23 protein-coding genes and 1 pseudogene are annotated in these 22,686 nt (G+C 54.6%); 12 read left to right on the top strand and 12 right to left on the bottom strand.

What is annotated here, in order from left to right:
* Positions 1-117: 117 nt before the first annotated feature.
* The gene (ydeE, locus tag AC007G_RS22975) at positions 118-1,314 is read right to left on the bottom strand and encodes an efflux MFS transporter YdeE (protein ID WP_032687598.1); all 1,197 of its coding nucleotides are present in this window, start codon (positions 1,312-1,314) and stop codon (positions 118-120) included.
* 193 nt (positions 1,315-1,507) lie between these two features.
* Between ydeE and eamA the strand changes: the two genes are divergently transcribed.
* Positions 1,508-2,407 (top strand): O-acetylserine/cysteine exporter, encoded by a 900-nt coding sequence (eamA, locus tag AC007G_RS22970; protein WP_032696139.1) that lies wholly within the window; start codon positions 1,508-1,510, stop codon positions 2,405-2,407.
* Between the two features lie 123 nt (positions 2,408-2,530).
* Positions 2,531-3,424, top strand: coding sequence for a LysR family transcriptional regulator (locus AC007G_RS22965; RefSeq protein ID WP_047664929.1), 894 nt, complete (start codon positions 2,531-2,533; stop codon positions 3,422-3,424).
* Here the strand turns inward: AC007G_RS22965 and AC007G_RS22960 are convergent.
* Entirely contained in the window at positions 3,419-4,021 is a 603-nt protein-coding gene (locus tag AC007G_RS22960; protein WP_142631040.1) for a LysE family translocator, read from the bottom strand. The genes AC007G_RS22965 and AC007G_RS22960 overlap by 6 nt on opposite strands.
* Positions 4,022-4,364: 343 nt before the next feature.
* Complete coding sequence (locus AC007G_RS22955; RefSeq protein WP_142631062.1) at positions 4,365-4,763, bottom strand: helix-turn-helix domain-containing protein; 399 nt, start codon at positions 4,761-4,763, stop codon at positions 4,365-4,367.
* A 77-nt stretch (positions 4,764-4,840) separates the two neighbouring features.
* On the opposite strand from AC007G_RS22955, the gene AC007G_RS22950 reads away from it, so the two are divergent.
* The 3 genes and pseudogenes from AC007G_RS22950 (at position 4,841) to AC007G_RS22940 (ending at position 8,546) form a co-directional block, all read left to right on the top strand.
* On the top strand, positions 4,841-5,326 hold the full coding sequence (locus tag AC007G_RS22950; RefSeq protein WP_032687701.1) for a DUF2938 family protein: 486 nt from the start codon (positions 4,841-4,843) through the stop codon (positions 5,324-5,326).
* Positions 5,327-5,480: 154 nt separating this feature from the next.
* Positions 5,481-6,539 (top strand): 7-bladed beta-propeller protein YncE, encoded by a 1,059-nt coding sequence (gene yncE / locus AC007G_RS22945; RefSeq protein WP_142631041.1) that lies wholly within the window; start codon positions 5,481-5,483, stop codon positions 6,537-6,539.
* Between the two features lie 28 nt (positions 6,540-6,567).
* A pseudogene (locus AC007G_RS22940) lies at positions 6,568-8,546 on the top strand (TonB-dependent receptor domain-containing protein).
* Positions 8,547-8,597: 51 nt separating this feature from the next.
* Here the strand turns inward: AC007G_RS22940 and tolA are convergent.
* From tolA to AC007G_RS22905, 7 genes are all read right to left on the bottom strand, one after another.
* Positions 8,598-9,026 carry a cell envelope integrity protein TolA gene (gene tolA, locus AC007G_RS22935; protein WP_032687606.1) on the bottom strand — a complete coding sequence of 143 codons (429 nt, stop codon included), beginning with the start codon at positions 9,024-9,026 and terminating at the stop codon, positions 8,598-8,600.
* Between the two features lie 164 nt (positions 9,027-9,190).
* On the bottom strand, positions 9,191-10,303 hold the full coding sequence (locus AC007G_RS22930) for a M20 family metallopeptidase (protein ID WP_047664926.1): 1,113 nt from the start codon (positions 10,301-10,303) through the stop codon (positions 9,191-9,193).
* Positions 10,303-11,058 carry a glutamine amidotransferase gene (locus tag AC007G_RS22925; RefSeq protein WP_142631042.1) on the bottom strand — a complete coding sequence of 252 codons (756 nt, stop codon included), beginning with the start codon at positions 11,056-11,058 and terminating at the stop codon, positions 10,303-10,305. Before AC007G_RS22925 ends, AC007G_RS22930 begins: the two co-directional genes overlap by 1 nt.
* Before the next feature lie 13 nt (positions 11,059-11,071).
* Entirely contained in the window at positions 11,072-12,151 is a 1,080-nt protein-coding gene (locus tag AC007G_RS22920) for a phosphotriesterase family protein (RefSeq protein WP_032696146.1), read from the bottom strand.
* 7 nt (positions 12,152-12,158) lie between these two features.
* Positions 12,159-13,160 carry an ABC transporter permease gene (locus AC007G_RS22915; protein ID WP_163921496.1) on the bottom strand — a complete coding sequence of 334 codons (1,002 nt, stop codon included), beginning with the start codon at positions 13,158-13,160 and terminating at the stop codon, positions 12,159-12,161.
* Between the two features lie 18 nt (positions 13,161-13,178).
* Positions 13,179-13,925 (bottom strand): ATP-binding cassette domain-containing protein, encoded by a 747-nt coding sequence (locus AC007G_RS22910; protein WP_162180094.1) that lies wholly within the window; start codon positions 13,923-13,925, stop codon positions 13,179-13,181.
* 380 nt (positions 13,926-14,305) lie between these two features.
* Positions 14,306-15,328, bottom strand: coding sequence for a LacI family DNA-binding transcriptional regulator (locus AC007G_RS22905; protein WP_099001981.1), 1,023 nt, complete (start codon positions 15,326-15,328; stop codon positions 14,306-14,308).
* A gap of 344 nt (positions 15,329-15,672) precedes the next feature.
* Between AC007G_RS22905 and AC007G_RS22900 the strand changes: the two genes are divergently transcribed.
* Positions 15,673-16,626: an ABC transporter substrate-binding protein gene (locus AC007G_RS22900; RefSeq protein ID WP_032687613.1), complete on the top strand. Its 954-nt coding sequence runs from the start codon at positions 15,673-15,675 to the stop codon at positions 16,624-16,626.
* Between the two features lies 1 nt (position 16,627).
* On the opposite strand, the gene AC007G_RS22895 is transcribed toward AC007G_RS22900, so the two are convergent.
* Positions 16,628-17,500: a PfkB family carbohydrate kinase gene (locus AC007G_RS22895; RefSeq protein ID WP_032687616.1), complete on the bottom strand. Its 873-nt coding sequence runs from the start codon at positions 17,498-17,500 to the stop codon at positions 16,628-16,630.
* 26 nt (positions 17,501-17,526) lie between these two features.
* Between AC007G_RS22895 and AC007G_RS22890 the strand changes: the two genes are divergently transcribed.
* The 6 genes from AC007G_RS22890 (at position 17,527) to AC007G_RS22865 (ending at position 21,165) form a co-directional block, all read left to right on the top strand.
* On the top strand, positions 17,527-18,372 hold the full coding sequence (locus AC007G_RS22890) for a BtpA family protein (protein ID WP_032696149.1): 846 nt from the start codon (positions 17,527-17,529) through the stop codon (positions 18,370-18,372).
* Positions 18,372-19,016 carry a TenA family protein gene (locus AC007G_RS22885; RefSeq protein ID WP_032696150.1) on the top strand — a complete coding sequence of 215 codons (645 nt, stop codon included), beginning with the start codon at positions 18,372-18,374 and terminating at the stop codon, positions 19,014-19,016. Before AC007G_RS22890 ends, AC007G_RS22885 begins: the two co-directional genes overlap by 1 nt.
* A 100-nt stretch (positions 19,017-19,116) precedes the next feature.
* Positions 19,117-19,707, top strand: coding sequence for a nucleotidyltransferase family protein (locus tag AC007G_RS22880; protein ID WP_142631043.1), 591 nt, complete (start codon positions 19,117-19,119; stop codon positions 19,705-19,707).
* 181 nt (positions 19,708-19,888) lie between these two features.
* Positions 19,889-20,221 carry a cupin domain-containing protein gene (locus AC007G_RS22875; protein ID WP_142631044.1) on the top strand — a complete coding sequence of 111 codons (333 nt, stop codon included), beginning with the start codon at positions 19,889-19,891 and terminating at the stop codon, positions 20,219-20,221.
* A gap of 50 nt (positions 20,222-20,271) precedes the next feature.
* Positions 20,272-20,754: a glutathione peroxidase gene (locus AC007G_RS22870; protein ID WP_032696152.1), complete on the top strand. Its 483-nt coding sequence runs from the start codon at positions 20,272-20,274 to the stop codon at positions 20,752-20,754.
* Positions 20,755-21,003: 249 nt separating this feature from the next.
* Positions 21,004-21,165: a hypothetical protein gene (locus tag AC007G_RS22865; protein ID WP_164673314.1), complete on the top strand. Its 162-nt coding sequence runs from the start codon at positions 21,004-21,006 to the stop codon at positions 21,163-21,165.
* Positions 21,166-21,666: 501 nt separating this feature from the next.
* On the opposite strand, the gene AC007G_RS22860 is transcribed toward AC007G_RS22865, so the two are convergent.
* The gene (locus AC007G_RS22860) at positions 21,667-22,674 is read right to left on the bottom strand and encodes a LacI family DNA-binding transcriptional regulator (protein WP_032687622.1); all 1,008 of its coding nucleotides are present in this window, start codon (positions 22,672-22,674) and stop codon (positions 21,667-21,669) included.
* Positions 22,675-22,686 lie beyond the last annotated feature (12 nt).

The following is a 22,686-nucleotide window of genomic DNA, read 5'->3' as shown; positions in this document are numbered from 1 at the left end:
CATGTCTATCTCCGGGTGAAAACCTGAGATGGAGTGTGGCGCGGGGCACTGTCGGGCACCACGATCCGCAGCCGACAGTTGCCCGACATTAACCCGACAGCCGCATGACGCCTGGGGTTACGCGTTGACGGCCGAACAGCCATTCTGCCACGGACGGACTTTCATTCCGCGGAAGATCATCAGCCAGGCAACGATAATAGCCAGCATCAGCACCACAAACAGCGACCAGTGCGGCATATGGGTCAGGATAGATCCGGTAATCATCGGGTTGAAGGCCGCTCCCAGCCAGCCCAGCGACTGGGCGGAAAAGTAGCTCGCCTTCATGCCGGCGGGGGCAATGTTATCAATCAGCATATACTCGCCGGGCGCGTAAATGACCTCGCCAAGCGTAAACACGGCGGCAGATATCCCCCATAGCAGCAGGCTGCTGTCGGAAAGAATAAATCCCCCCAGACCGAGGACGAAACAGAGCGTACCAAAGGTCATGAGCGGGCGAATATTGCTGGCGCTTAAGCGGCGGCCGACGGCGTACTGCAGCGCAACCACCACGGCGGCGTTGACCGGAAGCACCACCGCCACCACCTTTTCGGCAAAATCGCTATCGGCGACCACCAGCACATACTGTGAAATACAGGAGGCGAATGAGCCGCCGACGAACGAGGCCAGCAGGCCGGAAAGCGTAAACCACATCAGCGCGCGGTCGCGCAGCAACACGGAAGGCGACCATTGGGTGGCATTATCCTGAGCAATAGCCGCCGAGGTGCGCTGAACGAAGAGCTGAATACCAACCAGCGGCAATGCGGCGCAGGCCGCCGCCAGCCAAAATGGCAGGTTGATGCTGTGCATCACCAGCAGCGTGCCGATGGGCGGGCCGACGGTCCAGCCGATGTTCAGGAAGGTATAGTTGAGCGAGAAGATCCGCGCTTTCTTTTCCGGCGACAGGACATCGGCAAACCAGGCCTTCAGCACGGTGGAGAAAACGGAATAGGCGCAGTTGATCAGGGCAAAGAAAAACACCACCAGGCTTACGCTATTGACCAGCGGAATCGCGATAAAGCCGCAGATAAAGGCCAGCACGGCGATCAGCATATAGCGCTTTTTATCAAACTTATCGGCCAGAATGCCAAACCCCATACTAAAGACGACGCCGACGGTGAGGGCGATGGAGAGCGCATAGCCAATTTTATCCACCTCAAGCTGGTACTGGCGGGTGAGGAAGATGGTCATAAAGGGCAGCGTTGCGCCACGGCCGATAGTCAGCAGCAGCGAAGACGCCAGCAGCGCGATGGTGGAGCGCCTGATGGTCGGTATCATGTTCTTTGCCTGATGAAATGTTATTTTTATGTTGTATTGCTCACAAATACCATGCTCTCAGGACCTTGTATAGCGCAACCCGGTGTCATCACGTGCTTTGACACCCTGCTAAAAATAATGATCTATCCGCCGGCCGCTTTTTTGGGTACTTTGATTTTGTTCACAAAAATTCATATAACAACAGAGGCAGGGTATGACACGTAAAGACGGGCTGCTGGCGCTGCTGGTGGTAGTGGTGTGGGGGCTGAATTTTGTGGTGATTAAGGTCGGACTCCACAATATGCCGCCGCTGATGCTGGCGGGACTGCGTTTCTTACTGGTGGCCTTTCCGGCGCTGTTGTTTGTTGCCCGTCCTAAAATCCCGCTGCGTCTGCTGCTCGGCTATGGCCTGACCATCAGCTTTGGTCAGTTCGCCTTTTTATTCTGCGCCATCGGTCTTGGGATGCCCGCCGGGTTGGCCTCTTTGGTGCTGCAGGCTCAGGCGTTCTTCACCATTATTCTTGGCGCCTTTGCCTTCGGTGAACGCCTGCAGGGAAAACAGCTGGCCGGGATTGCGCTGGCGATTTTTGGCATCCTGGTGCTGGTGGAAGCCAGCCTCGGTGGCCAGCATGTCCCGGTCGTCGGGTTTATGCTGACTCTGGCAGCGGCGTTGAGCTGGGCGTGCGGGAATATCTTTAATAAGAAGATCATGTCCCGCGCCGAGAAACCGCAGATTATGTCTCTGGTGGTGTGGAGCGCGTTGATTCCGGTGCTGCCGTTTATGCTGGCGTCCTGGGCGATCGATGGCCCGCAGACGATGGCTGCGAGCCTGATTCATATTGATATGCTGACCGTGCTCTCGCTGCTTTATCTGGCGTTTATTGCCACGATTGTGGGCTACGGCATCTGGGGCTCGTTGCTCGGGCGCTATGAAACCTGGCGAGTGGCGCCGCTGTCGTTGCTGGTGCCGGTAGTGGGGATGGCCAGCGCCGCGCTGTTGCTCGGCGAAACGCTGAACGGCTTGCAGCTGCTGGGCGCCGTACTGATTATGGCCGGGCTGTATATCAATGTTTTCGGCCTGCGGGTCTGGCGGACGGGCGCGGTTCCGAGATAAGAAAAGCTCTTATATCTGGACAGGGATGTGTTTTGCATCGCGGCGCACTGCTTGCTTGCCATGGATGGTCTTGGGCCATGCTGTGGTCAGGCTCAATGTTAATGAGTGACCAAAGGAATGTAGATGATTGATGACATCCGTTACCTGATCGTTTTTGCCAAAATTGTCGAGGCGGGATCCATCTCCGGTGGCGCAGAAGCGTTAGGGCTGACAACCGCAACGGCGAGCACGCATCTATCGAAACTGGAAAAAAATCTTGGTAGTGCGCTGCTCTATAGAAATACCCGTAAGCTCTCTCTGACTCACGATGGCATCAATTTGCTGGAGACGGCCAAATCGATGCTCGAACTGTATGAGAAGGGGGTTATTGAATTTAAGCAGCGGTCTATATCAACAGCTAACAAGCTGCATATTTCTGTCCCTGCCGTTTTTATCAATAGCGCATTTACGCGCCATCTTGCGGTGTTTATAAAAGAGTATCCGGATGTTTACCTGAACATTTCTTATAGCGATACGCGGAAAGATATTATCGGCGAGAGTATTGATGTTGCATTTCGGATTGGGGAGCTCCCGGACAGCTCACTCAAAGCCCGGCATCTTTTTGTGCTGCCCCGGCAACTGGTCGCATCAAAGGGCTTGTTAAGCCATTACAAGCCCATCAATCACCCCGATGACCTGGAACATCTGCCCTGGATTGGCCTGACCATGAGGCAGAACAACCGGGAGTTCAGGCACAAAAGTGGCGAGCTGGCGTTAGTAAAGTATACGCCAACGGTTGTCGTTGATAATGTTGAAGCGGCCTATGCTCTTGCAAAGCAACAAATTGGACTGGCGGCTCCCCCTCGCTACCTGAGTGAGGATGATGTTAAGCGCGAAAAAATACAGGAAGTCCTCCCCGACTGGTCATTGGAACCTCTAAAGGTGTATGCCATATGGCCTGCGAATATATCGACCAGCAGTATTGCCTACAAACTGATTAATAATATTTATAACTCCGTTGAGTCTCATCAATTATGAATGCCTGAGGAGTGGCATACAGAGCAAGTAGCCCGCCGTAACGATCAGCAAACTGCCCATCAACAGGTTAAAAGTACGGATGCGTTGCCTGCTCCTGAGCAGCATTGACACTCTGTCGCCGATAACCGCCCATGAAGCCAGTGAGAGATAGCAGACGACAAAATAAATCATGATAAAGACCGATACCGTCGTATTGGTGGACGGGTTGGAAAATAACGCCGCTCCGGATGCGCAGGCCGTCCAGGCTTTCGGGTTGAACCACTGCATTAAAAACCCCTGAATGAAAGCTGGGGTATCTGCTTGTTGTAATGACAAATCAGGGCGAGATGAGGCTATTTTATAACCCAGGTACATGATAAATACGGCGCCGGCAACGTTGAGATATTTGAAAAACAAAGGATGCTGTGCAATTGTGGCGGAGAGTCCGAAACAAACGAATATAAGCAATAAAGTAAATCCGATTGTCGCGCCTGAGACAAACGGGAAGGTTTTTCTAAATCCATGGGCTGCCCCCGACGATATAATGATCATATTGACCGGGCCTGGTGACAATGACAGGGTGAGGGAAAAGATGAACATCGTAAAAATTAAAATCATTTTTTCTCCGTGAGGGTTTAATACTTATTAAATATGGGGTGGTTCTTTTATTGCATAATAACCTTGCCGAACTCCCTACAGGCTACATATAAATATTCATTAGAGTAAGTGGCTTTTCTCTAAAGGTGTGTTTGATTTTTTCACAGCAAAGTGGAATAGAATCAACGGCAAACCCGGTTGATTGCCCGGGCATTGAAGCCGACGGCGCGCTGGAGATATCTGAATGAATTAACGTTTTAACTTGTCAGGGTGACCGGCAGCCCCGTGCCGGAGCAGACGTGGCTAACCCGGCGCGCATGCTGAGAGGCGGTGGCATAAACCAGGCGATCTTCGCTGAGAAACGTTACCTGACGAGGCGAAGTCCTCGCGAAACAATTCTCTTGAATTCCTCACACTGGGTATGCTCGGGCTGAGTACAACGCGCAGCATGCTTCAGTCCGCGGCTTAATAACTGCAGTCTGCGAATGGTAACGTCGATTTCCCGTGAGCGTTTGTGGAGCAGTTCGCGGTTAATATCTGGATGACCCTCGGTACTGAACATCACTGCAATGTCATCCAGAGAAAACCCTGCGGCCTGTCCCAGCGCAATGAGTTGCAGTTTATACAGCACATTCTCATGGTACTGCCTTCGAAGGCCATTTCGACCGACAGGCCGAATTAATCCTTTCTTTTCGTAATACCGCAATGCGGAGGGTTTAACCCCGGAAAGGTCAGCGATTTCTCTGATATCCCGTTCTTTCATGGTTGACTTAAACCTCACTTTAAGTTGCACACTGGCTGCCAGCTTAGCATTCCAACCACGAGGAGCAGACATTGGATATGATGATTTTCTTTAAAACGGCCATCACCGGCATTGGCGCAACGCTGGTGATGGATTTATGGTCACTTTTACAAAAATACCTGCTCAAAGTACCGCCGCTAAACTATGCGCTGGTTGGGCGATGGATTTTATGGTTGCCCAGAGGAAAGTACTGGCATCATACGATTGCCTCAACGCCGCGAATACAAGGGGAGATGTTCACCGGCTGGGTGTTTCACTACCTGATCGGGGTCATTTTTGCTTTTGTACCGCTTATGCTCAGCGCAACCGTCTGGCTCAGCGAGCCCTCACTGAACATCGGTATTCTGGCCGGTTTGTCGACTTTATTCGCACCGTTCATGATTCTACAGCCCGCATTTGGTTTTGGTATCGCGGCATCACGCACCCCTCGTCCCTGGCTGGCGCGTCTGCTCAGTCTGCTCACGCATCTGGCGTATGGGGGAGGGCTGTATATCGCGGCCCTGATGATCAACGCCTGGGGATAACGCCTTTTCGTCAGCGCAGTTTCACCCGCGTACAGCGCTGCGGCTTCCATGACAACACAAAAAATGGTAGGGAATATGGAGATTAATGCAATTGCAAATGATATTTATTTTCATTAGTGTTTGCATTCCGTAAGCTACTGTAAAGAAAAATTACATGTCTATCGTATCCCTGAAGAAAGCAACGCTTTGCGCGCTGGCCATTTCATCTTCCCTGCATGTTGTCTCTGCCTCGGCTAAGGATTTTACCGAGCAGGCATTCCGCTCACAGCCTCTTGGTCACGGCGTTTATGAACTGGCTTATGATAACCGTCAGAAGGTGCTCTATGCCGCCTCCGCGCCCTCGTTTGATAAAGATAAAACGACGGGAATAGTGTTTCGACTGGCGGCCGATTCTCTGCAGATTAATCAGAAAATCGCCACCGAACGGCGCACCTTTGCGCTTTCTCTGGATGAAGAAAACCATATCCTGTATTTGGGCAATGCCCTGGATGGTTCGCTAACGCTGGTGGATACGCTGACCAATAAGGTGATCAAAACTATTCAGCTAAGCGATGGTTCGGATCCTGAGAAACAGGCTCACGTCCGTGAAGTGGTGCTGGATAAGCCAAATCAACGTCTGTATGTATCCGGAATCGGGCGCAAAGACAAAGGGCTGCTGTGGGTTGTCGATACGCGCAAGCAGCAGCTTATTGAAACGCTGAATCATGTCGAACCGGTGGGCTTTGCCGTTGATGACGCGGGTGACAAAGTTTATGTGGTGACCGGCAACGGGGAGTTGGTTACCCTCGATGGCAAAACGTCGAAGCTCCTTGCCCGCGTGAAGGTTGACCCGGCTGAACCTGACCATTATTTCCTCAATATCGCCCTGAACAGCGCCGCAGGAGTTGGGTATATCGCTGATACCAATACCCGCGATGTGCTGGTGGTGCAACTGGACTCCGGCAAGCTGGTGGATCGTATTGCCTCGCCGAATTCGGTCGCCGTGCTCTATAACGCCGCGCGCGATGAAATCTACGTTACCCATCGCAACGATCGCTCGATTAGCGTCATCGACGCGAAAACCCATCATCTCAAACACACGATCAAAACGGCGGCCATGCCCAACAGTCTGGTGCTTTCTGCGGATGCCGGAACGCTTTATGTCAGCGTTAAACAGGACGAAAAAAGCGACCAGCCCGACTACGTTCTCAAGATTGATCTAACTAAATTCTAAGGACTTTTTTGTGACGATTAAGACACACATGGAGGTGGCGATTGCGCTCGCCTTCGTCAATCTGCCTGCGGCGGCATACGCCGCAGATAGCGCCGCCGTAAACGAAGATCAGATGGTAGTCACCGCCACGGGTTTCAGCCAGGAGAGGCGCGAGGCGCCGGCGACGATCTCGGTGCTGGATGAGAAGGCGCTGAATACCCGTTCCAATCAGAATGTAGCGGAAGCGTTGCGCGAGATGCCGGGCGTGCTGGTGGGCAACGGTCACGGCAGTCTGGCGACCGGTGATGTGCAGATGCGCGGTATGGATTCGACCTATACCTCGTTTATGGTGAACGGTATTAAGCAGTCTACCCGCGAATCCCGTCCCTACGGGCATCACATTGGTAGCGAAGCGGCTTTTATGCCGCCGCTGGCTGCCATTGAGCGGGTGGAGGTCATTCGCGGGCCCATGTCCTCGCTGTATGGCTCTGACTCCATTGGCGGCGTGGTCAACGTCATCACCAAAAAGGCCTGGAACCTCGAAAAATGGACGGGGTGCTGGAGGATAATTACTTCCTGCAGGAAAAAAGTGAATACGGCAACACTAATCAGACCAACGCCTTCTTAATGGGGCCTGTCATCCCAGGCAAACTCGGGGTCAGCGTGGGCGCCGATTATCTTGATCGCCGCGATGATGACAGCCCAACCAAAGAGCGTTTCGTGAAGCATCAGGCCGGGAATCTGGACGCCACCATTTCTCTGTCGCCAATCGATACGCAGCTTTGGGATTTGAACGTCGCCAAAGGCAATCAGGAGAAAACCCATAACGATAAAGCGTGGTACTGGGGTTTTGACCGCGATGCGGCCTCGCTTTCACAGCATGCCTGGTACGCTGATGATCTGGTGGAGGTGAAGAACTTTATCAGCTACGAGAAGGCCCGCACGGAGTACCGCGTGCCCGGGATGGATTCGCAATTTATTAAGCAGAATAATTTTGAGGCCAATAGCGCGAACACCTTTACTCTGGCCGATCACAAGCTGACGTTAGGCGTTAACTTCACGCGCAATGAGCTGAATGACACCTTCGGTATTGCGGATAAGCAGGCGCCCGGCGTCACCCCGGTGAGTAAAATTACCCGTCATGGCTGGGCGGTTTTTGCGGAAGACGCATGGATGATAGTGCCGGACTTTACGCTGACTACCTCTGCGCGCCTGGATCATGATAGCTACTTTGGCTATCACGTCACGCCTAAGCTGTATGGTAACTGGACCCTCGACGAAACCTGGGCGCTGAAGGGGGGCGTCTCTGCGGGTTATAAAAAACCGGATTTACGTCAGAACAACGCCGGTTTTACCAGCGTCTATGGTGCTTATCCCTATTCTGAGATTGGCATCGGCAACGACGATCTGAAGCCGGAACAGAGCATCAACACCGAACTGGGCGTGTACTGGCAGCATGACGCGCTGGCGCTGGATGCGACTCTTTTCCATACCAAATTTAAAGATAAAATCAGCGACCATACCATCTGTACCTCATCTGCCACCCAGCAGTGTCAGTACAATGGCTATACCGCTGATAGCGTATCGCAATATATTAACGTCGGAGATGCGGAAATCTACGGTCTGGAGCTGAACGGCGACTGGCAGCTGACCGCGGCGCTGAAGGCGAACGCCAACTATACCTATACCCACAGTGAACAGAAAAGCGGTGAGTATAAGGGCTATGCGCTAAATGATTTCCCGAGCAGTATGGCCAACGTTTCGCTGACGTGGAATACCACTTCCGATCTGGAGCTGTGGACGAAGGCGAGCTGGCGCAGCAACTCGCCGGATATCGGCAAATCCAGCTCAACGGATGCCTATGCGCTGGTGGATTTAGGCGCCCGTTACCATCTGAATAAACAGGTTACGTTGATGAGCGGTATCTACAATCTGTTTGATGTCAATCCGGTTTACACCACCGCCTACAGGCAGACCGCGATGCTGGAAGGGCGGCGCTATAATTTCGGCGGCCGCGTGGAGTTCTGAATGTGAGGCAGGGGTCGAATGGCCCCTGCGAAACGATGGCAGACAGCCCTGTCAGGGGCGGAAATCCACAACGGCATTGTTGAATGTCTGATAGGTTTCTTCATCAGGCGCTGGCGGAATCTGCGCTTCCTTTAGCGCGGATATAATTTTCGCGCAAAATGCCGGATCGCCATGCGCTACCGTTGGATTCTGTACCTTCCCGTCACGCTGGAGCGTGAGGCGCACGGAGCATTGTTGCCCCTGATACGACTGCGGCCGATCTATTTTAGCGAAGATAGCCGTTCTGACCTGCATCAGATAGCGTGAGACATTGGCCTGCGGGGAATTATTTGCACCCATTTGATAATCGCGAAACATCTTATCCACTTCTGCAGATAATTGAGCCTCTTCAGCGCTATCCGGCGCAGAAGTGGTGCCCGAGCAGGCGGTAAGGAGTAAAGAGAGGAGACAAAAGAGTGCGGGGCTGGGTCTCAGGGTCATGGCATACCTCCTTGCCTGGGATGATAAATTCCGCGTGCCAGGTGGCCATCTTCTGCTATTCAGCGATGGTATTCAAACGTTAATCAGCGAGTATACCTGCGGTGGTTTGACCGCAGGCATGATTTTTGTGTGACGTTGTCACCTCTTATGCGAACGCCAGCAGGCTACCGCATCCAGTCGCCGATAATTTCTCCGTACAGCTGTTCCGCTTCCTCCAGCCGGCTGAGCAGGCAGTACTCATCGGTTTGATGAGCCAGAGACGGCTCGCCGGGGCCGAGAATAATACAGGGCGGGTTGCCCAGCGCGGGCAGCAGCAGGGAGGCGTCGGTAAAGTAGGGAACCACGCGCGGCGCAAGCGGCCGATCGTGCAGCGGCTGGCAGCGCTGATAAACCTGCTTTATCCATGCGTGATCCTCTTCGCTCAGTACCGCGGGTAAGTCCACCAATGTGGACACCGTGACGCTCTCGCCAAGCAGCGTGGTCAATCGCTGGCGGATGGTGGCATGCTGTAAATTGGGCGCACTACGGATATCGACATCAAAACGCGTGCGGTCCGGCACGGAATTAATATTTAACCCGCCTTCGATACGTCCGACATTAAGAGTCGGCTGCTTCATCAGCGGATGCGGCGCGCCGGGTGAAAAATGTTGAATCTTGCCCAGCGCATCCGCCGCCAGATAGATAGCATTAATCCCCAGTTCCGGCATCGCGCCGTGGGCGGTTTTCCCCCGCGTTTCACAACGTAGCCAGAGGGCGCCTTTGTGGCCGATAACCGGGTAATTGGCGGTGGGCTCGCCGACGATCAGCGCCCCGATGTCCGGCAACGTCGCGGAGGCGATCAGCGCCCGGGCGCCGTCGCACCCGGTTTCTTCCCCCCCGGTAATCAGCAATACCGCACCGCTGCCGGCGAGAATCGTTTCCCGCTGATGAATACAGGCGACGGCAAACGCCGCCACCGCTGCTTTCATATCGCTGGAGCCGCGTCCATAAAGACGCCCGTCCTCCGTCTGCGAACCGAAAGGATCGTACCGCCACTGCGCATTACCGAGCGGCACGGTATCCAGATGGCCAGTAAAGGCCAACGGTTTACCGGCTGTCGTCCCGGGCAGCCAGGCGATCAGATTGCTGCGTCCCTCGCCGAACGACGACAGCGAAACCGCAAAGCCGCGGTGTTGAAGCCAGTCGGCAAAGAACCGCATGCAGTCAGCTTCGCGACCCGGCGGGTTAATGGTGTTAAAGCCCAGCAGCTGCCGGGCCAGTTGAAGAGTCGTGGTCATCAGCCGCGTTCCGTCAGCCAGTCAAGACAGTTGATCCACAGCTGGCGATAGCCGGGCCATTTGGCAAACTCTTCCGGCAGCCAGTGCGCGGACATATCGCTGGTCCACACCAGTGAGCGACCCTGTTGATATTCGCGAACGGCCAGCAGCGGATGACCGGTACCGGCGACCGTGGCCAGCAGCTTGCCTTGCGGATGCATTTCCACTTCGTTATAACCCAGCAGCCACGGCCATTCGCCAGGAATATCGTTAAACAGGGCGTGAGATTCGATCACTTCGGCATAGCAACCTTCCGGGGTTTCAATACGATCGTCCCATGCCAGGCAACGGACCGGCAGAACTTTCTCCACAGCGGTATGGCGATAGCGCGCGCCGCCGTTAATTCCCTGGAAGCTGAAATAACCACCAATCATCATCAGCGCGCCGCCGCCGGCAACGTAGTCATGGATCAGCGTCAGCCGGTTGGCGGTGCGCCGGCTTTTCAGCCAGGTATCCGGATGCAGCAGCAGCGTATTGGCGCCGATATCCGAGAGAATAATCGCATCCCACTGCCGCAGCGCTTCCTGAGTCAGCGGGAAGTCGGTCGCCGCCGCGTGGGCGGGCATATAGGTGATCGCGTAATGACTGTCCGCAAGCGCGGCCAGAAAATCCGTTGCGCCGGTATGCCAGGTGGCGGTGGCAAACTGATCGAAGCCTTTAACGTGTGTTGAAGTGCTGGTCCAGGATTCCCCGACCAGTAAGATTTTTTTCTGCATTACGATTTTCCTTTTATCCGCCAAAGACCCGTTGGGGATTGCCAATCATCAAGGTTTCAAGCTGTTCGCCGCTGACGCCGTGGCGCCGCAGACGAGGAACAAAATGCTTGAGTATGTAGCCGTAACCGTGGCCGCCGTAGCGGGTGAGCATGGTTTTCAGGAACACATCCTGCGACAGCAAAATCTGCTGGAGATAGCCATCGTCAATCAGCTCGCGAATCGCGCGGGCGTTCTCCTCGTCGGAAGGCGACTGCGCCGATTCGTCGGCGTAGTAATAGCTCATGCCGATCATGTCGTATTCGAGAAACGCTCCGCGCTGCGCCAGTTCGCGCTGATAGCGCTTATCGGCAAAGCTTGGATTCATATGACACAGCACCGTATGGCGGAGATCGGCGCCTTCCTGTTCGAGAATATCCAGCACCCGGTGACCCAGTCTCTCCCAGCCCGGCAGATGGACCTCAATCGGCACGCCGGTCGCGGCGCTGGCCCGACCCGCAGCGCGCAGGGACTTCTCTTCATCCGCCGTAAAGCGACTGGAGATACCGATTTCGCCGATAAGCCCGGCGAGCACTTCCGGTTTCTCCTCCGCGCCACCAAGATCGTAAATCAGCCGTTCGGCCAGCTGTTCGACGCTGCTGGTTTTTACCCATTCGGGGTGTGAAGGCTCCAGATAGAGGCCGGTACCCATAATAATGTTCAGACCGGTCAGACGCGCGATGCGCGCCAGCGCGTTGGGATCGCGGCCAATGCCGATATTGGTCGGGTCGACCACCGTTTCCCCGCCAAGCGCGCGATATTTGGTCAGCTCTTCAATCGCGACGTCGACGTCAAACAGCTGGCAGTTATCGCGGCTCATGAGCGGGTTCAGCGCCAGTTCGCCAAGGTTTTCCATCTTCACCGGCATTTCGGCGAGATGGCGATCGCTACAGCAGCAGGGCGGCACCCATTTGCCGGAAGCGTCCAGCAGAATATGCTCATGCATCAGCGTGACGCCCATCTCGCTAATCGGCAGCGGGCCAAGCACCGTCATGACGTAACCGCTGCTGACGCCGACCGGCAGCGGGGAGGGATGGCGAAAAATTGATCCTTTCATCAGCTATCTATCCTTTTGCCGCCGAGCGCGTGGGATTGAGAATGCGGGTGTTCAGCCAGATTGCCAGCAGGATGATCGTACCGGTGGCTATCTGGGTGTAGAACGGCGAAATATGCGACAGGATCAGCCCGTTCTGAATCACCGCAATCGACAGCGCGCCGAGGAGCGTGCCGATAATGGTACCGAAGCCGCCAAACAGGCTGGTACTGCCGAGCACCACGGCGGCGATGACCTGCAGTTCAAAGCCCTCGCCCTGGTTGGAGGAGCCGCTGCCGAGGCGTGCGGTAATAATCATTCCTGCCAGCGCGGCGGCCATTCCGCTGATGATATAGACCTTCATGGTCACCGCTTTGGTGTTAATCCCGCTGCGTCTCGCGCCTTCGGCATTCGCGCCGATCGCCGTGACGTAGCGGCCAAAGCGCATATGGTTAAGAACGATATGCCCGATAACCAGAACCATAATGCCAATCAGCGCGGGCATGGGGATCCCCACGACCCAGGCGCGCCCTATAAAGGTAAACAGGCTGTCAGCGGGAAGCGGAATCGAATAGCCCTGGGTGACCAGTAGCGCGATGCCGCGCACAACGGCCAGGGTGGCGAGGGTGACGATAAACGCCGGAATGCCTTCATAGGCAATAAAGAAGCCGTTAATGGCGCCGACTAATCCGCCGAGCAGCAGGCCGCCGAGCAGTACCACCGGCCACGGCAGCCCCCAGTTGTTGAGGGCGATAGCGGAAAGCGCGCCGACCAGCGCGAGGGTGGAGCCCACCGACAGGTCAATGCCGCCGGTGGTAATCACCAGGGTCATTGCGGTTGCGACGATCAGCAGCGGGGCGCTCTGACGGATGATATTCAGCCAGTTGGTGCCGGTGAGGAAATTGCTGGTGATCAGTGAAAACACCACGCAACAGAAGATAAAAAACAGCGCGATGCTCACCACGCCCGAGTGGTTATGCAGCAGGCGGCGCGGCAGCGAATGCTGGATCATGCGGGAGCTGCTTAAGTTCATGATACTCATCCTGTTACCTCAATGTGCAGCCGCAGAGCGGGCGGTGAATTTTTCGCCCACAATCAGGTTAACGATATCGCTCAGGCTGGTGTCGGCCACCCGCCGGTCGGCGACGTTGGTCCCTTCATACATCACCATGATCCGGTCACAGACCAGGAACAGGTCCTGCAGGCGGTGGGTAATCAGAATGACGCTCACGCCGCGAGCGGAAACGCGACGAATAAGCTCCAGAACCGCTTCGACTTCCGCGACGGCCAGCGCGGCGGTGGGCTCGTCCATGATCAGCACCTTCGGGTCAAAAGCCGCCGCGCGGGCGATGGCAATGGCCTGGCGCTGACCGCCGGAAAGATTTCGCACCAGCAGACGAGTATCGGGAATGGAAATTCCCAGTCCTTTTAGCATCTCCCGGGCATCGGCGTGCATTCTGGCTTCGTCGAGAAAGGGGATGCCGAGAACCGATTTCATCGGCTCGCGACCCATAAACAGATTGCCCGCAACGTCGACCGTGTCGCAAAGCGACAGATCCTGATACACCATCTCGATATGGCAACGGCGAGAATCGGCCGGATTAGTAAACTGGTGCTGTTCACCGTCGATACGAATCGTGCCGCTGGAAGGGATCACCGCGCCAGATAACACTTTGGTCAGGGTCGATTTCCCCGCGCCGTTATCGCCCACTAATCCCAGCACCTCGCCCGGAGCCAGCTCCAGGTTGACTCCGCGCAATGAACGTATCGACCCGTAGGTCTTGGTGATATTGATCATCTCCACCCTTGGCGGGGTAGTTTGTGGCTGCTGCATCTGATAACTCCCATCGCTATTGCCGGGAAAATGTTCGCCATCCTGTGTGAGAGACCCCATCCGACACGGTTTACATTCTAGTAAACCGGTTTACCTGCGGAGTGGAGTACTCACCAACACAGTCTGGTCAAACGCTATGTAAGATATTTGTTCGCCAGTAAGAACATTGCAGCATCCGTGCCAGGGCAGGAACAACACAGCAGCCCTGTGACTTAACCTTATGTAATAAAAAGAGTTTCTTGATTACATTCCGGTAAACCGGTTTACTGATTATAGTGAAGAGATAGTGAGTTGAACGTTTTTTGCGCCAAAACTGGGCGCTTTTGCGCCATTTTGGGACGCGCTTAACAAATCTTGATCGAGTCGCGGCCAATCCATTCAACCGGCAGACGGGTTTCCGCCGGGATATCTGTGTCGTCGTTGAGCAAGCGCATCATGATATTCACCGCGGTGCGGCCCAGCTCCCGGGCGGGCTGGCGGATAGTTGAAATCCGCGGCTGGGTGAAATCGGCATAGCTGGCGTCATCGAAGCCGACTAACGACAGCGCCTCCGGCGCCTGTAGTCCGCTGGCGCGCAGTCCGTCGAGCAGGCCAAGCACCAGATAATCGCTGGCGGCGAAGACGGCAGTAGGGCGAACCGGCTGACTAAACAGATACTGCAGCGCCTGTTGGCCGAACTCGCGCTGGTAGTCGCCGTACATAACCCATTCGGCGGGCCAGCTCAGACCGGCCTGCTCCATCGCGGTGCAAAAGCCCTGATAGCGTTCGCGAACGCTCATCAGCTTGTCCGGGCCGCCAACGAAAGCGATATGGCGATGCCCGGCGGCGATCAGCTTTTCGGTGGCAATTCGCCCGCCCTGGACGTTATCGGCAAAGACTTTGGGGACCTTACTGCCGGGAATATCCTCATCCAGCAGCACAATGCGTTCGTGGCGCTGAACCTCTTTGCGTAGCAGGCCGTTATCGGGGCGGTTAGTGGTGAACAGCAGACCATCGACCTGGCAGGTATCCAGCCAGCGTATAAACTGACACTCTTTTTCCGGGTTATTACGGGTGATACACAGCACCAGGCTGTAGCCGTGGGCAGAGGCGGCTTCTTCGGCGGCATCGGCCAGTTCGGCAAAGAAGGGGTTGGTGATATCGGGTAGCACCAGGCCGAGGGTTTCGCTTCCGCCTTTACTCAAACGGCGTGCGAGGCTATTACCGCGATAGTCCAGTTCGCGTATTGCCGTTTCAATGCGGTCGATGGTTTCCTGTGGCAGCACAATACTGTTGTTCATATAGCGTGACAGGGTAGCCTTCGACAGGCCCGCCAGCTTTGCCACGTCGGATAATAATACGCGTTTTATACTCATTTCCTGCGCCATTTCTGCCAGAATCGGCTATCTGTAACATAGTTAAGCGCGCTGGATACAGCAATTTCTCGGCTAACAATACCCTGAAATAAATGCTTGACAAATTTTAAATGGCGGAGAATTGTATAGGCAGTTTACCGCATCATCCGGGAAGTCATTCCCAAACCCGTTTAACTCATTCCAGTCGCGCACCGACACGGACCGGTTGCCGGAATGAAATTAAGCAGGTCCAGCCGAACGGTCGATGATCGTTCTGGCCCTATAGACGATATTTGCCCGCCAAAAAAATAATCCTTCTGCGTTCGCATGCGGCGCGGAACTCTGCTGGCTATCAACTATTCCCGACGAGGATACTGATGATGTTATTTAACACCGGAAAACTGCGTTTTATTGCTGTAGCAACAACGATGCTGGCATCAATGAGTTTTATTTCTGCCGCCAGTGCCGCCGCTCCGACTTATGCGCTGGTACAGATCAATCAGCAGGCTCTGTTTTTTAATCTGATGAATAAAGGCGCGCAGGATGCAGCAAAAGCCAGCGGTAAGGATTTAGTTATTTTTAACTCGAACGACAATCCCGTCGCGCAAAACGACGCGATTGAAAACTATATTCAACAAGGTGTGAAGGGCATTCTGGTTGCCGCTATCGACGTTAACGGAATTATGCCCGCGGTAAAAGAAGCCGCCGCCGCTAACATTCCTGTGATTGCGATTGATGCCGTATTACCGGCCGGGCCTCAGGCGGCTCAGGTCGGCGTTGATAATATCGAAGGCGGCAGAATCATTGGCCAGTATTTTGTTGACTACGTGCAAAAAGAGATGGGAGGCCAGGCGCGGCTGGGTATTGTCGGCGCCCTGAACTCGGCGATTCAGAACCAGCGGCAGAAAGGGTTCGAAGAGACGCTGAAAAGCAATCCGAAGATTACCATCGCTAACGTTGTCGACGGGCAGAACGTGCAGGATAAAGCCATGACCGCGGCGGAAAACCTGATCACCGGTAACCCGGATCTGACGGCTATCTATGCCACCGGTGAACCCGCGCTGCTCGGCGCCATTGCCGCCGTGGAAAACCAGGGGCGCCAGAAGGATATTAAAGTCTTTGGCTGGGATCTGACAGCGAAGGCGATTTCCGGTATTGACGGCGGATACGTCACCGCCGTACTGCAACAGGACCCGGAAAAAATGGGGGCCGAAGCCCTCAAGGCGCTGAACAGCATTACCTCGGGTAAAACCGTGCCGAAAACCATTTTGGTTCCGGCTACGGTGGTGACCAAAGCGAACGTTGATACCTACCGCTCGCTGTTTAAGTAGGTCAGTGCGCGCCGTCCGTGTCTAACAGGGCGGCGAGTTGCCGGGCATCGGGAAAGGCGCTGAGCGTCCCCCGGCGGCTCACGGTAATGGCGGCAGCACGGCTGGCATGGGCCAACGCCAGGTCATCCGGCTCAACGTCGCGCAGTAGCGCGGACGCCAGCATCACGGCGAGGAACGTATCGCCCGCGCCGGTGGTATCTCGCGCCTCGGCGGGGGCCGCGGGGCAAAACTGGCGCTGGCCATCGCGGACCAGCCAGGCGCCTGCAGCCCCTTGGGTAATCACTAAGGTTTTCACCCCGTAAGGCTGAAGCAGTTCAGCCTCTGATTCATTGACCACCGCGATGTCGATAAGCGGCCACAGATGACAAAAGTCAGGATTGACGGGTGAGGGGTTGAATACCGTTGTCATACCGCGGGTTTTGGCGTACTGGAATAGCGCCCGAGTTTTGTCCAGGGAGAAATTGCCCTGCTGTAACAGAATATCGCCCGCAGCGGCATCAGCGATGTGCGCAATAATATCATCAAGGCGGAATGTATCGGCGGCGGCGGTAGTGGTAATGATCGCATTATCACCATCAGCGCTATTTAAAATAATCGAGGTATCGCTATGCAGGTTAAAATGGCAGTCGGGTAGTAGCGTCAGAGATTCATTTTTTATCCGCTGGCGGATCCAGATTCCGTTGCTGTCATTTCCCGTGGCGGCAATTAATCGCGTATCTATTCCGCAGCGGGATAATATAATCGCCTGATTCGCGCCTTTGCCGCCGATATCCTGCGAAATTTTAACGCCATGAATTGAAGTGCCTTTTTTTGGTATATCCGAAACAGACCAGGTTTCATCTACGGTAATATTGCCGGTAACGTAAACACGCATAGTGTTCCCTTAACAGGATGGATAAGATGGTTGCTATCTCAGCAGAAAAAACGAATGCAATACAAGCTATTTTTTCACGCAGTAAGGTTGTTATAGGTGTTATTCATTGCGATCCTTTTCCCGGCGCGCCTAAATATCGAGGGAAATCAGTGAGTGATATTGTTGAGCGTGCGCTTCGTGACGCAGAAAATTATATTTCTGGAGGCGTTCATGGACTGATTGTTGAAAATCATGGCGATATCCCTTTTTCCAAACCCGAGGATATCGGTCATGAAACCTCGGCGCTGATGGCGGTCATTACCGAGAAAGTTCGCGAGCGTTTTGGCGTACCGTTGGGAATTAATGTATTGGCCAACGCTGCGATTCCGGCGATGGCTATCGCCCTGGCGGGGGGGGCCGATTTCGTGCGCGTCAATCAGTGGGCCAATGCTTATATCGCCAACGAAGGGTTTATTGAAGGGGCGGCGGCTAAGGCGCTGCGCTATCGCAGTATGCTGCGTGCTGAGCATATTCGCGTCTTTGCCGATAGCCACGTTAAGCACGGTAGCCATGCTATCGTTGCCGATCGTTCGATTCAGGAGCTGACTCGCGATGTGGACTTTTTCGAGGCCGACGCGGTGATTGCCACGGGGCAGCGTACCGGCGATAGCGCCACGATGGCGGAAATTGATGAGATTCGCGCGGCGACAGAGCTACCGTTGTTAGTGGGCTCGGGGGTGACGCCAGCCAATGTCAGCCAGATCCTCGGACGAACTCAGGGGGTGATTGTGGCCAGCACCATGAAGGTTGATGGCGTCTGGTGGAACGACGTTGAGCTGGCCCGGGTTAAGCATTTTATGTCTATCGCCCAGGCTGCGCTGGAGGAGGCCTAATGGAGGCGTTTAGCGAGCGGCTGCTGCGCGAACATCAGCAGGTCTGGCAGACGATGCAGAGGCACCGTTTTGTGGTTGATATTGAACACGATCGTTTGCCGACAACCGTATTCAATCGCTATCTGGTGTTTGAGGGCAACTTTGTCGCTACGGCTATCGCCATTTTCGCCCTCGGGGTCAGCAAGGCGCCGAATATTCAGCAACAGCGCTGGCTAATCAACGTACTGAACGCCCTGGTAGACACCCAGATTTCGTGGTTTGAACAGGTATTGGCAGAACGGCGGATCTCTCCCACGGATTATCCGCACGATTTGCCAGGCGTGCAGCGTTTTCGCGACGGCATGCTGCAGACAGCCCGGTTGGGCAACTATGAACAGATCATTACCATGATGTTCGGTGCGGAATGGATGTACTACTCCTGGTGCCGGGGGGCGAGTGAGCATCGCCAGAGCGATGCTGACGTCAGGCGCTGGGTGGAAATGCACGCGGAGGACGACTTTTATCAGCAGGCTCTCTGGCTGAAGAACGAACTCGATCGCTGCGCCATGGCGCTGAGTGAAAACGAAAAGCAGGCGCTTTCTGCGCTTTATGGCGATGTGCTGCAGTGGGAAATTGATTTCCATCACGCAGCGTACGAGGATTAGCCGCGAGGTCAATAACAGGGGGCGCCAGCAGCGGCGCCCCCTGGATGTTGATACTATTATCAGGCAGAGACCAACCTCAATTACCGTTTTCAGGGACATGATGAAATATCAGGACGTATTGCAGGGCCTGTTGTTAAACGACCCGCTAAGAATGAAAGCGCTGCACGCCGTTCAGGCGCTGGGACTCAACGATGGCTGGATTGGTGCCGGCTTTGTTAGAGATGCGGTCTGGGATCATCTGCACGGATACGGGCCAAGGCCACTCTCGGGTGATGTGGATGTGGTCTGGTTCGAGCCGAAAAACTGCGATTCAGTACTTGATAGCGCTATGGAAGAGAAACTCAGCCGGCAAGCACCGCTCTTTAACTGGTCAGTGAAGAATCAGGCCAGAATGCATCAACGTAACAATCATGAACCCTATCGCTCGACAGCGGATGCTCTCCTCTACTGGCCTGAGACGGCGACGGCCGTTGCGGTCAGAATAAGCAGTTCCACTCTTATTGAGATCGTTGCGCCGTATGGGCTCGACGATCTGTTTGCGCTCCGTCTTCGGGCAACGCCATTATTTGAGGGCGATAAGCAGGATATTTTCTGGCAACGCGTCGCGGAAAAAAGGTGGCTGGAGCGCTATCCGGGCTTGCAGCTTATCCCTCCCGCATCGTCCCGCTCGGGGATGAGCACAGCAAAGTGAGCGCCGCCGGGGTGGCACTGAAATTGTTTTGGTCAATGGACTGAATCTGGCTCTTCAGAATGACTCGCCGTATCGGGCAGGGGTTAACCCTCTTTTTCAACTTCTTTTGCCATATTTGTTCTATGTCGACGGGGCACTGATATGGCATATAAGTATTGAATACATCACAGGGAATGACCTTATGCCGCTTTATGATCTCAGAACCGAAGCACATGCGTTACCGGAGGCCTGGCGCTCTCATATCTTAGGACGCGTGGGGGCCGCGAACCTCAAAGTCTTACGCATGGATGAGCGCCCGGTAACTGAAGAAGTACATGAGTATGACGAGGGGTTACTGGTTATTGACGGACGTCTGGAACTGAGCGTGCAGGGTAAAAAAATCTCCGTAACGTCTGGCCAGCTTTATGTCGCCAAAGCAGGCATTCCTCATACGGTGGAAACCGGCAGTTTTGGCACACTGGTGATCATAGATTTACCAGAAAGCTACGTTTCCGGTGGCCACAGTGGCGAATAGTCTGAATGACTGGCACTATCTCTTACTGGTTCTGCTCTGAGGATTCCGCCATGACCACCTTTTATGAATTTAGTGCCAACAGTCTGCATGGCGAGCGCATCTCGATGGCCGACTACGCGGGCAAGCTGGTTCTGGTGGTGAATACCGCCAGCCACTGTGGCTTCACGCCACAATACGCAGGCCTGGAAACGCTCTACAAGAAGTACGCCGCCCGGGGGCTGGTGGTGCTTGGTTTCCCCTGCAACCAGTTCGGTAAGCAGGAGCCAGGCGGCGCCGACGACATCGCGCAGACCTGTCACATCAACTACGGTGTAAGCTTTCCGATGTTCGAGAAAGTGGAGGTGAACGGGGCCGCAGCGCACCCGGTGTTTCGTTTCCTGAAAGACGAACTGCCCGGCGTCTTGGGTGGACGGATCAAGTGGAACTTCACTAAATTCCTGATTGGGCGCGACGGCAAACCGCTCAAGCGTTTTGCACCGATCGCCACGCCGGAGAAAATGGAAACCGCAATCCTTGCCGCACTCGAACTCTAAGCGTTCCGGTCATTCGCCCTAAACAATTGACAGCTACGCCATTTAAATGGCATATCTTCAGTTTTATTTTCTCCCCTCCGTGTTAAATTAATAAAGCCAGAATTCATCTCTGGCTATTATAACGCAGCGGGTTTGAAATCCTCGCCTTGTTCATGAGACCATTTTTTTGTTAAAGTAACGACTCAAGCGTCGAATACTTTGTGTATTACATGGACGTTATTTCTACAATAATCAGGTGATGGAGCTAATATGAAGTATGTTTTTGCGCTTATGCTGAGCGTGGGATTATCAGGATGTAGTGCAAATGATTGGGTAGATGCGGCAAGCGGGATAATGCAAGCTCATGACAAACAAGAAAAAGACGCCAGAAACAAGCGTATAAAAGCCGCTAACAAAGCTGCAGGGTACTGATTTCTTTAAACAAATTAATATTCCTCTTCTTAATCAACACACTAAGAAGAGGGATGGTTTTTTAATCAACGTTACTGACTAAATATTTCCCTGGTTTTCAGCTGTTGACAGGAAATATAGCCATACTACTTTCGGTTGCCACTTTTATCGAACGCGACATAAAAAGGCATGGTCGCTGCGTCACAGAACCTTGCAGTGAATATAATTTCATCAAGAATTAAAATGCATCCGCTATTTTCTGAGGGTCTGATATTTAAAAAAATAAGCGGGGAAGTGCAATTATCTGACTTAGCGTCACGCGCTTAACAGATTTTGTCGGGCCGTTTGATGATTAGCAATGAATACCTGTAAAACCCGCTGATGAGTGGCATAACCACATGCTTACAAACGCAGGACAGCCATTCGCTGCTCATCGATGCAGTGGTGCCCGCGCGGAGAGTCAATAGCCGTAAGTTTATGCTCCCCGCCGGCGACGAGCCCGATGCCAGAATGGTCTTCACCTCAGACGAGGCTTGATGTTCGCACCTTCAGCCTGCCCGCCAGCGTCACGTGCGTGGCGGCATCTTCCTGATTACACAGGTACTCCACTGCCAGGCGTCCCAGCTCGCTGTAAGGCAGTTGGATACTGGTCAGCGGCGGGGTGAGCTGCTCGGAGATCTTCTGGTCATCATAGCCCGCCAACAGCATATCCTGCGGGATACCAATGCCATTGACCGCCAGCGCCTGATAGCAACCGATCGCCAGCCAGTCGCTGGCGCAGAAGATGGCGTCCGGGCGTTCATCCAGTGCCAGCAGGGAGGCGGTGGCGGTAAAGGACTCGCTGAACTGCCAGTTGGTCTGGCGCACCAGGCTGTCGTCGCATGCAAAACCGGCCTGCTGCAGCGCGGCCTGGTAGCCGGCCAGTCGCTGACGGGAGGCTTCCATCCAGCTCTCCCCGGTGATGTGGGCGATACGCTTTGCGCCGCAGGCGATAAGGTGTTTTGTCACCTGGAAAGCGTTGGCGTAGTCGTCCGGAATAAACGACGGTAGCAGCGGTGAGCCGGGGTCGCGCTGGTTGAGCAGCACCAGCGGAATGCGGGTGCAGTCCTGAAAAGCCGTCATGTCGACCAGCGTGGTGACCGGGGACGCGAGTATAATCCCGATGCAGTTGCGCTTCTCCAGCTGGCGGATAATGTTCAGCGCCAGCTCTACGTCATCGCCGTAGTCGTACACGGTCAGCAGCGCTTCGTTGCGCCACGCGGCTTCCCGCGCCTGGCTGATGGCATCGATAAACGGATCAAAGCTTTGCAGAGAGCTCACCAGCAGGGCGATTTCTTCCTGATTACGCGGAGCATGAATGGCGGGCAGGCGGTCGTAGCCGAGCTCGGTCGCCACGCTGATAACCCGCTGGCGGGTGTCGTCGCTGAGCTTAATGTTACGGGACTGGTTGAGCACCAGCGATACCGTCGCCTGCGACACGCCCGCCGTTCGCGCAATATCGTTCATCGTGACTTTTGTCTTTCGCTTCATTGGTCCTCTCCC

This window comes from Klebsiella sp. CSG-1, assembly GCF_056521145.1.
This window is presented reverse-complemented; position numbering and strand designations above follow the sequence as displayed.

Bases quoted from the DNA above. Each gene is read 5' to 3' on its own strand.
- ydeE (WP_032687598.1), bottom strand. From the start codon at position 1,314: ATGATACCGACCATCAGGCGCTCCACCATCGCGCTGCTGGCGTCTTCG.
- eamA (WP_032696139.1), top strand. From the start codon at position 1,508: ATGACACGTAAAGACGGGCTGCTGGCGCTGCTGGTGGTAGTGGTGTGG.
- AC007G_RS22965 (WP_047664929.1), top strand. From the start codon at position 2,531: ATGATTGATGACATCCGTTACCTGATCGTTTTTGCCAAAATTGTCGAG.
- AC007G_RS22960 (WP_142631040.1), bottom strand. From the start codon at position 4,021: ATGATTTTAATTTTTACGATGTTCATCTTTTCCCTCACCCTGTCATTG.
- AC007G_RS22955 (WP_142631062.1), bottom strand. From the start codon at position 4,763: ATGAAAGAACGGGATATCAGAGAAATCGCTGACCTTTCCGGGGTTAAA.
- AC007G_RS22950 (WP_032687701.1), top strand. From the start codon at position 4,841: ATGATGATTTTCTTTAAAACGGCCATCACCGGCATTGGCGCAACGCTG.
- yncE (WP_142631041.1), top strand. From the start codon at position 5,481: ATGTCTATCGTATCCCTGAAGAAAGCAACGCTTTGCGCGCTGGCCATT.
- tolA (WP_032687606.1), bottom strand. From the start codon at position 9,026: ATGACCCTGAGACCCAGCCCCGCACTCTTTTGTCTCCTCTCTTTACTC.
- AC007G_RS22930 (WP_047664926.1), bottom strand. From the start codon at position 10,303: ATGACCACGACTCTTCAACTGGCCCGGCAGCTGCTGGGCTTTAACACC.
- AC007G_RS22925 (WP_142631042.1), bottom strand. From the start codon at position 11,058: ATGCAGAAAAAAATCTTACTGGTCGGGGAATCCTGGACCAGCACTTCA.
- AC007G_RS22920 (WP_032696146.1), bottom strand. From the start codon at position 12,151: ATGAAAGGATCAATTTTTCGCCATCCCTCCCCGCTGCCGGTCGGCGTC.
- AC007G_RS22915 (WP_163921496.1), bottom strand. From the start codon at position 13,160: ATGAACTTAAGCAGCTCCCGCATGATCCAGCATTCGCTGCCGCGCCGC.
- AC007G_RS22910 (WP_162180094.1), bottom strand. From the start codon at position 13,925: ATGATCAATATCACCAAGACCTACGGGTCGATACGTTCATTGCGCGGA.
- AC007G_RS22905 (WP_099001981.1), bottom strand. From the start codon at position 15,328: ATGGCGCAGGAAATGAGTATAAAACGCGTATTATTATCCGACGTGGCA.
- AC007G_RS22900 (WP_032687613.1), top strand. From the start codon at position 15,673: ATGATGTTATTTAACACCGGAAAACTGCGTTTTATTGCTGTAGCAACA.
- AC007G_RS22895 (WP_032687616.1), bottom strand. From the start codon at position 17,500: ATGCGTGTTTACGTTACCGGCAATATTACCGTAGATGAAACCTGGTCT.
- AC007G_RS22890 (WP_032696149.1), top strand. From the start codon at position 17,527: ATGGTTGCTATCTCAGCAGAAAAAACGAATGCAATACAAGCTATTTTT.
- AC007G_RS22885 (WP_032696150.1), top strand. From the start codon at position 18,372: ATGGAGGCGTTTAGCGAGCGGCTGCTGCGCGAACATCAGCAGGTCTGG.
- AC007G_RS22880 (WP_142631043.1), top strand. From the start codon at position 19,117: ATGAAATATCAGGACGTATTGCAGGGCCTGTTGTTAAACGACCCGCTA.
- AC007G_RS22875 (WP_142631044.1), top strand. From the start codon at position 19,889: ATGCCGCTTTATGATCTCAGAACCGAAGCACATGCGTTACCGGAGGCC.
- AC007G_RS22870 (WP_032696152.1), top strand. From the start codon at position 20,272: ATGACCACCTTTTATGAATTTAGTGCCAACAGTCTGCATGGCGAGCGC.
- AC007G_RS22865 (WP_164673314.1), top strand. From the start codon at position 21,004: ATGAAGTATGTTTTTGCGCTTATGCTGAGCGTGGGATTATCAGGATGT.
- AC007G_RS22860 (WP_032687622.1), bottom strand. From the start codon at position 22,674: ATGAAGCGAAAGACAAAAGTCACGATGAACGATATTGCGCGAACGGCG.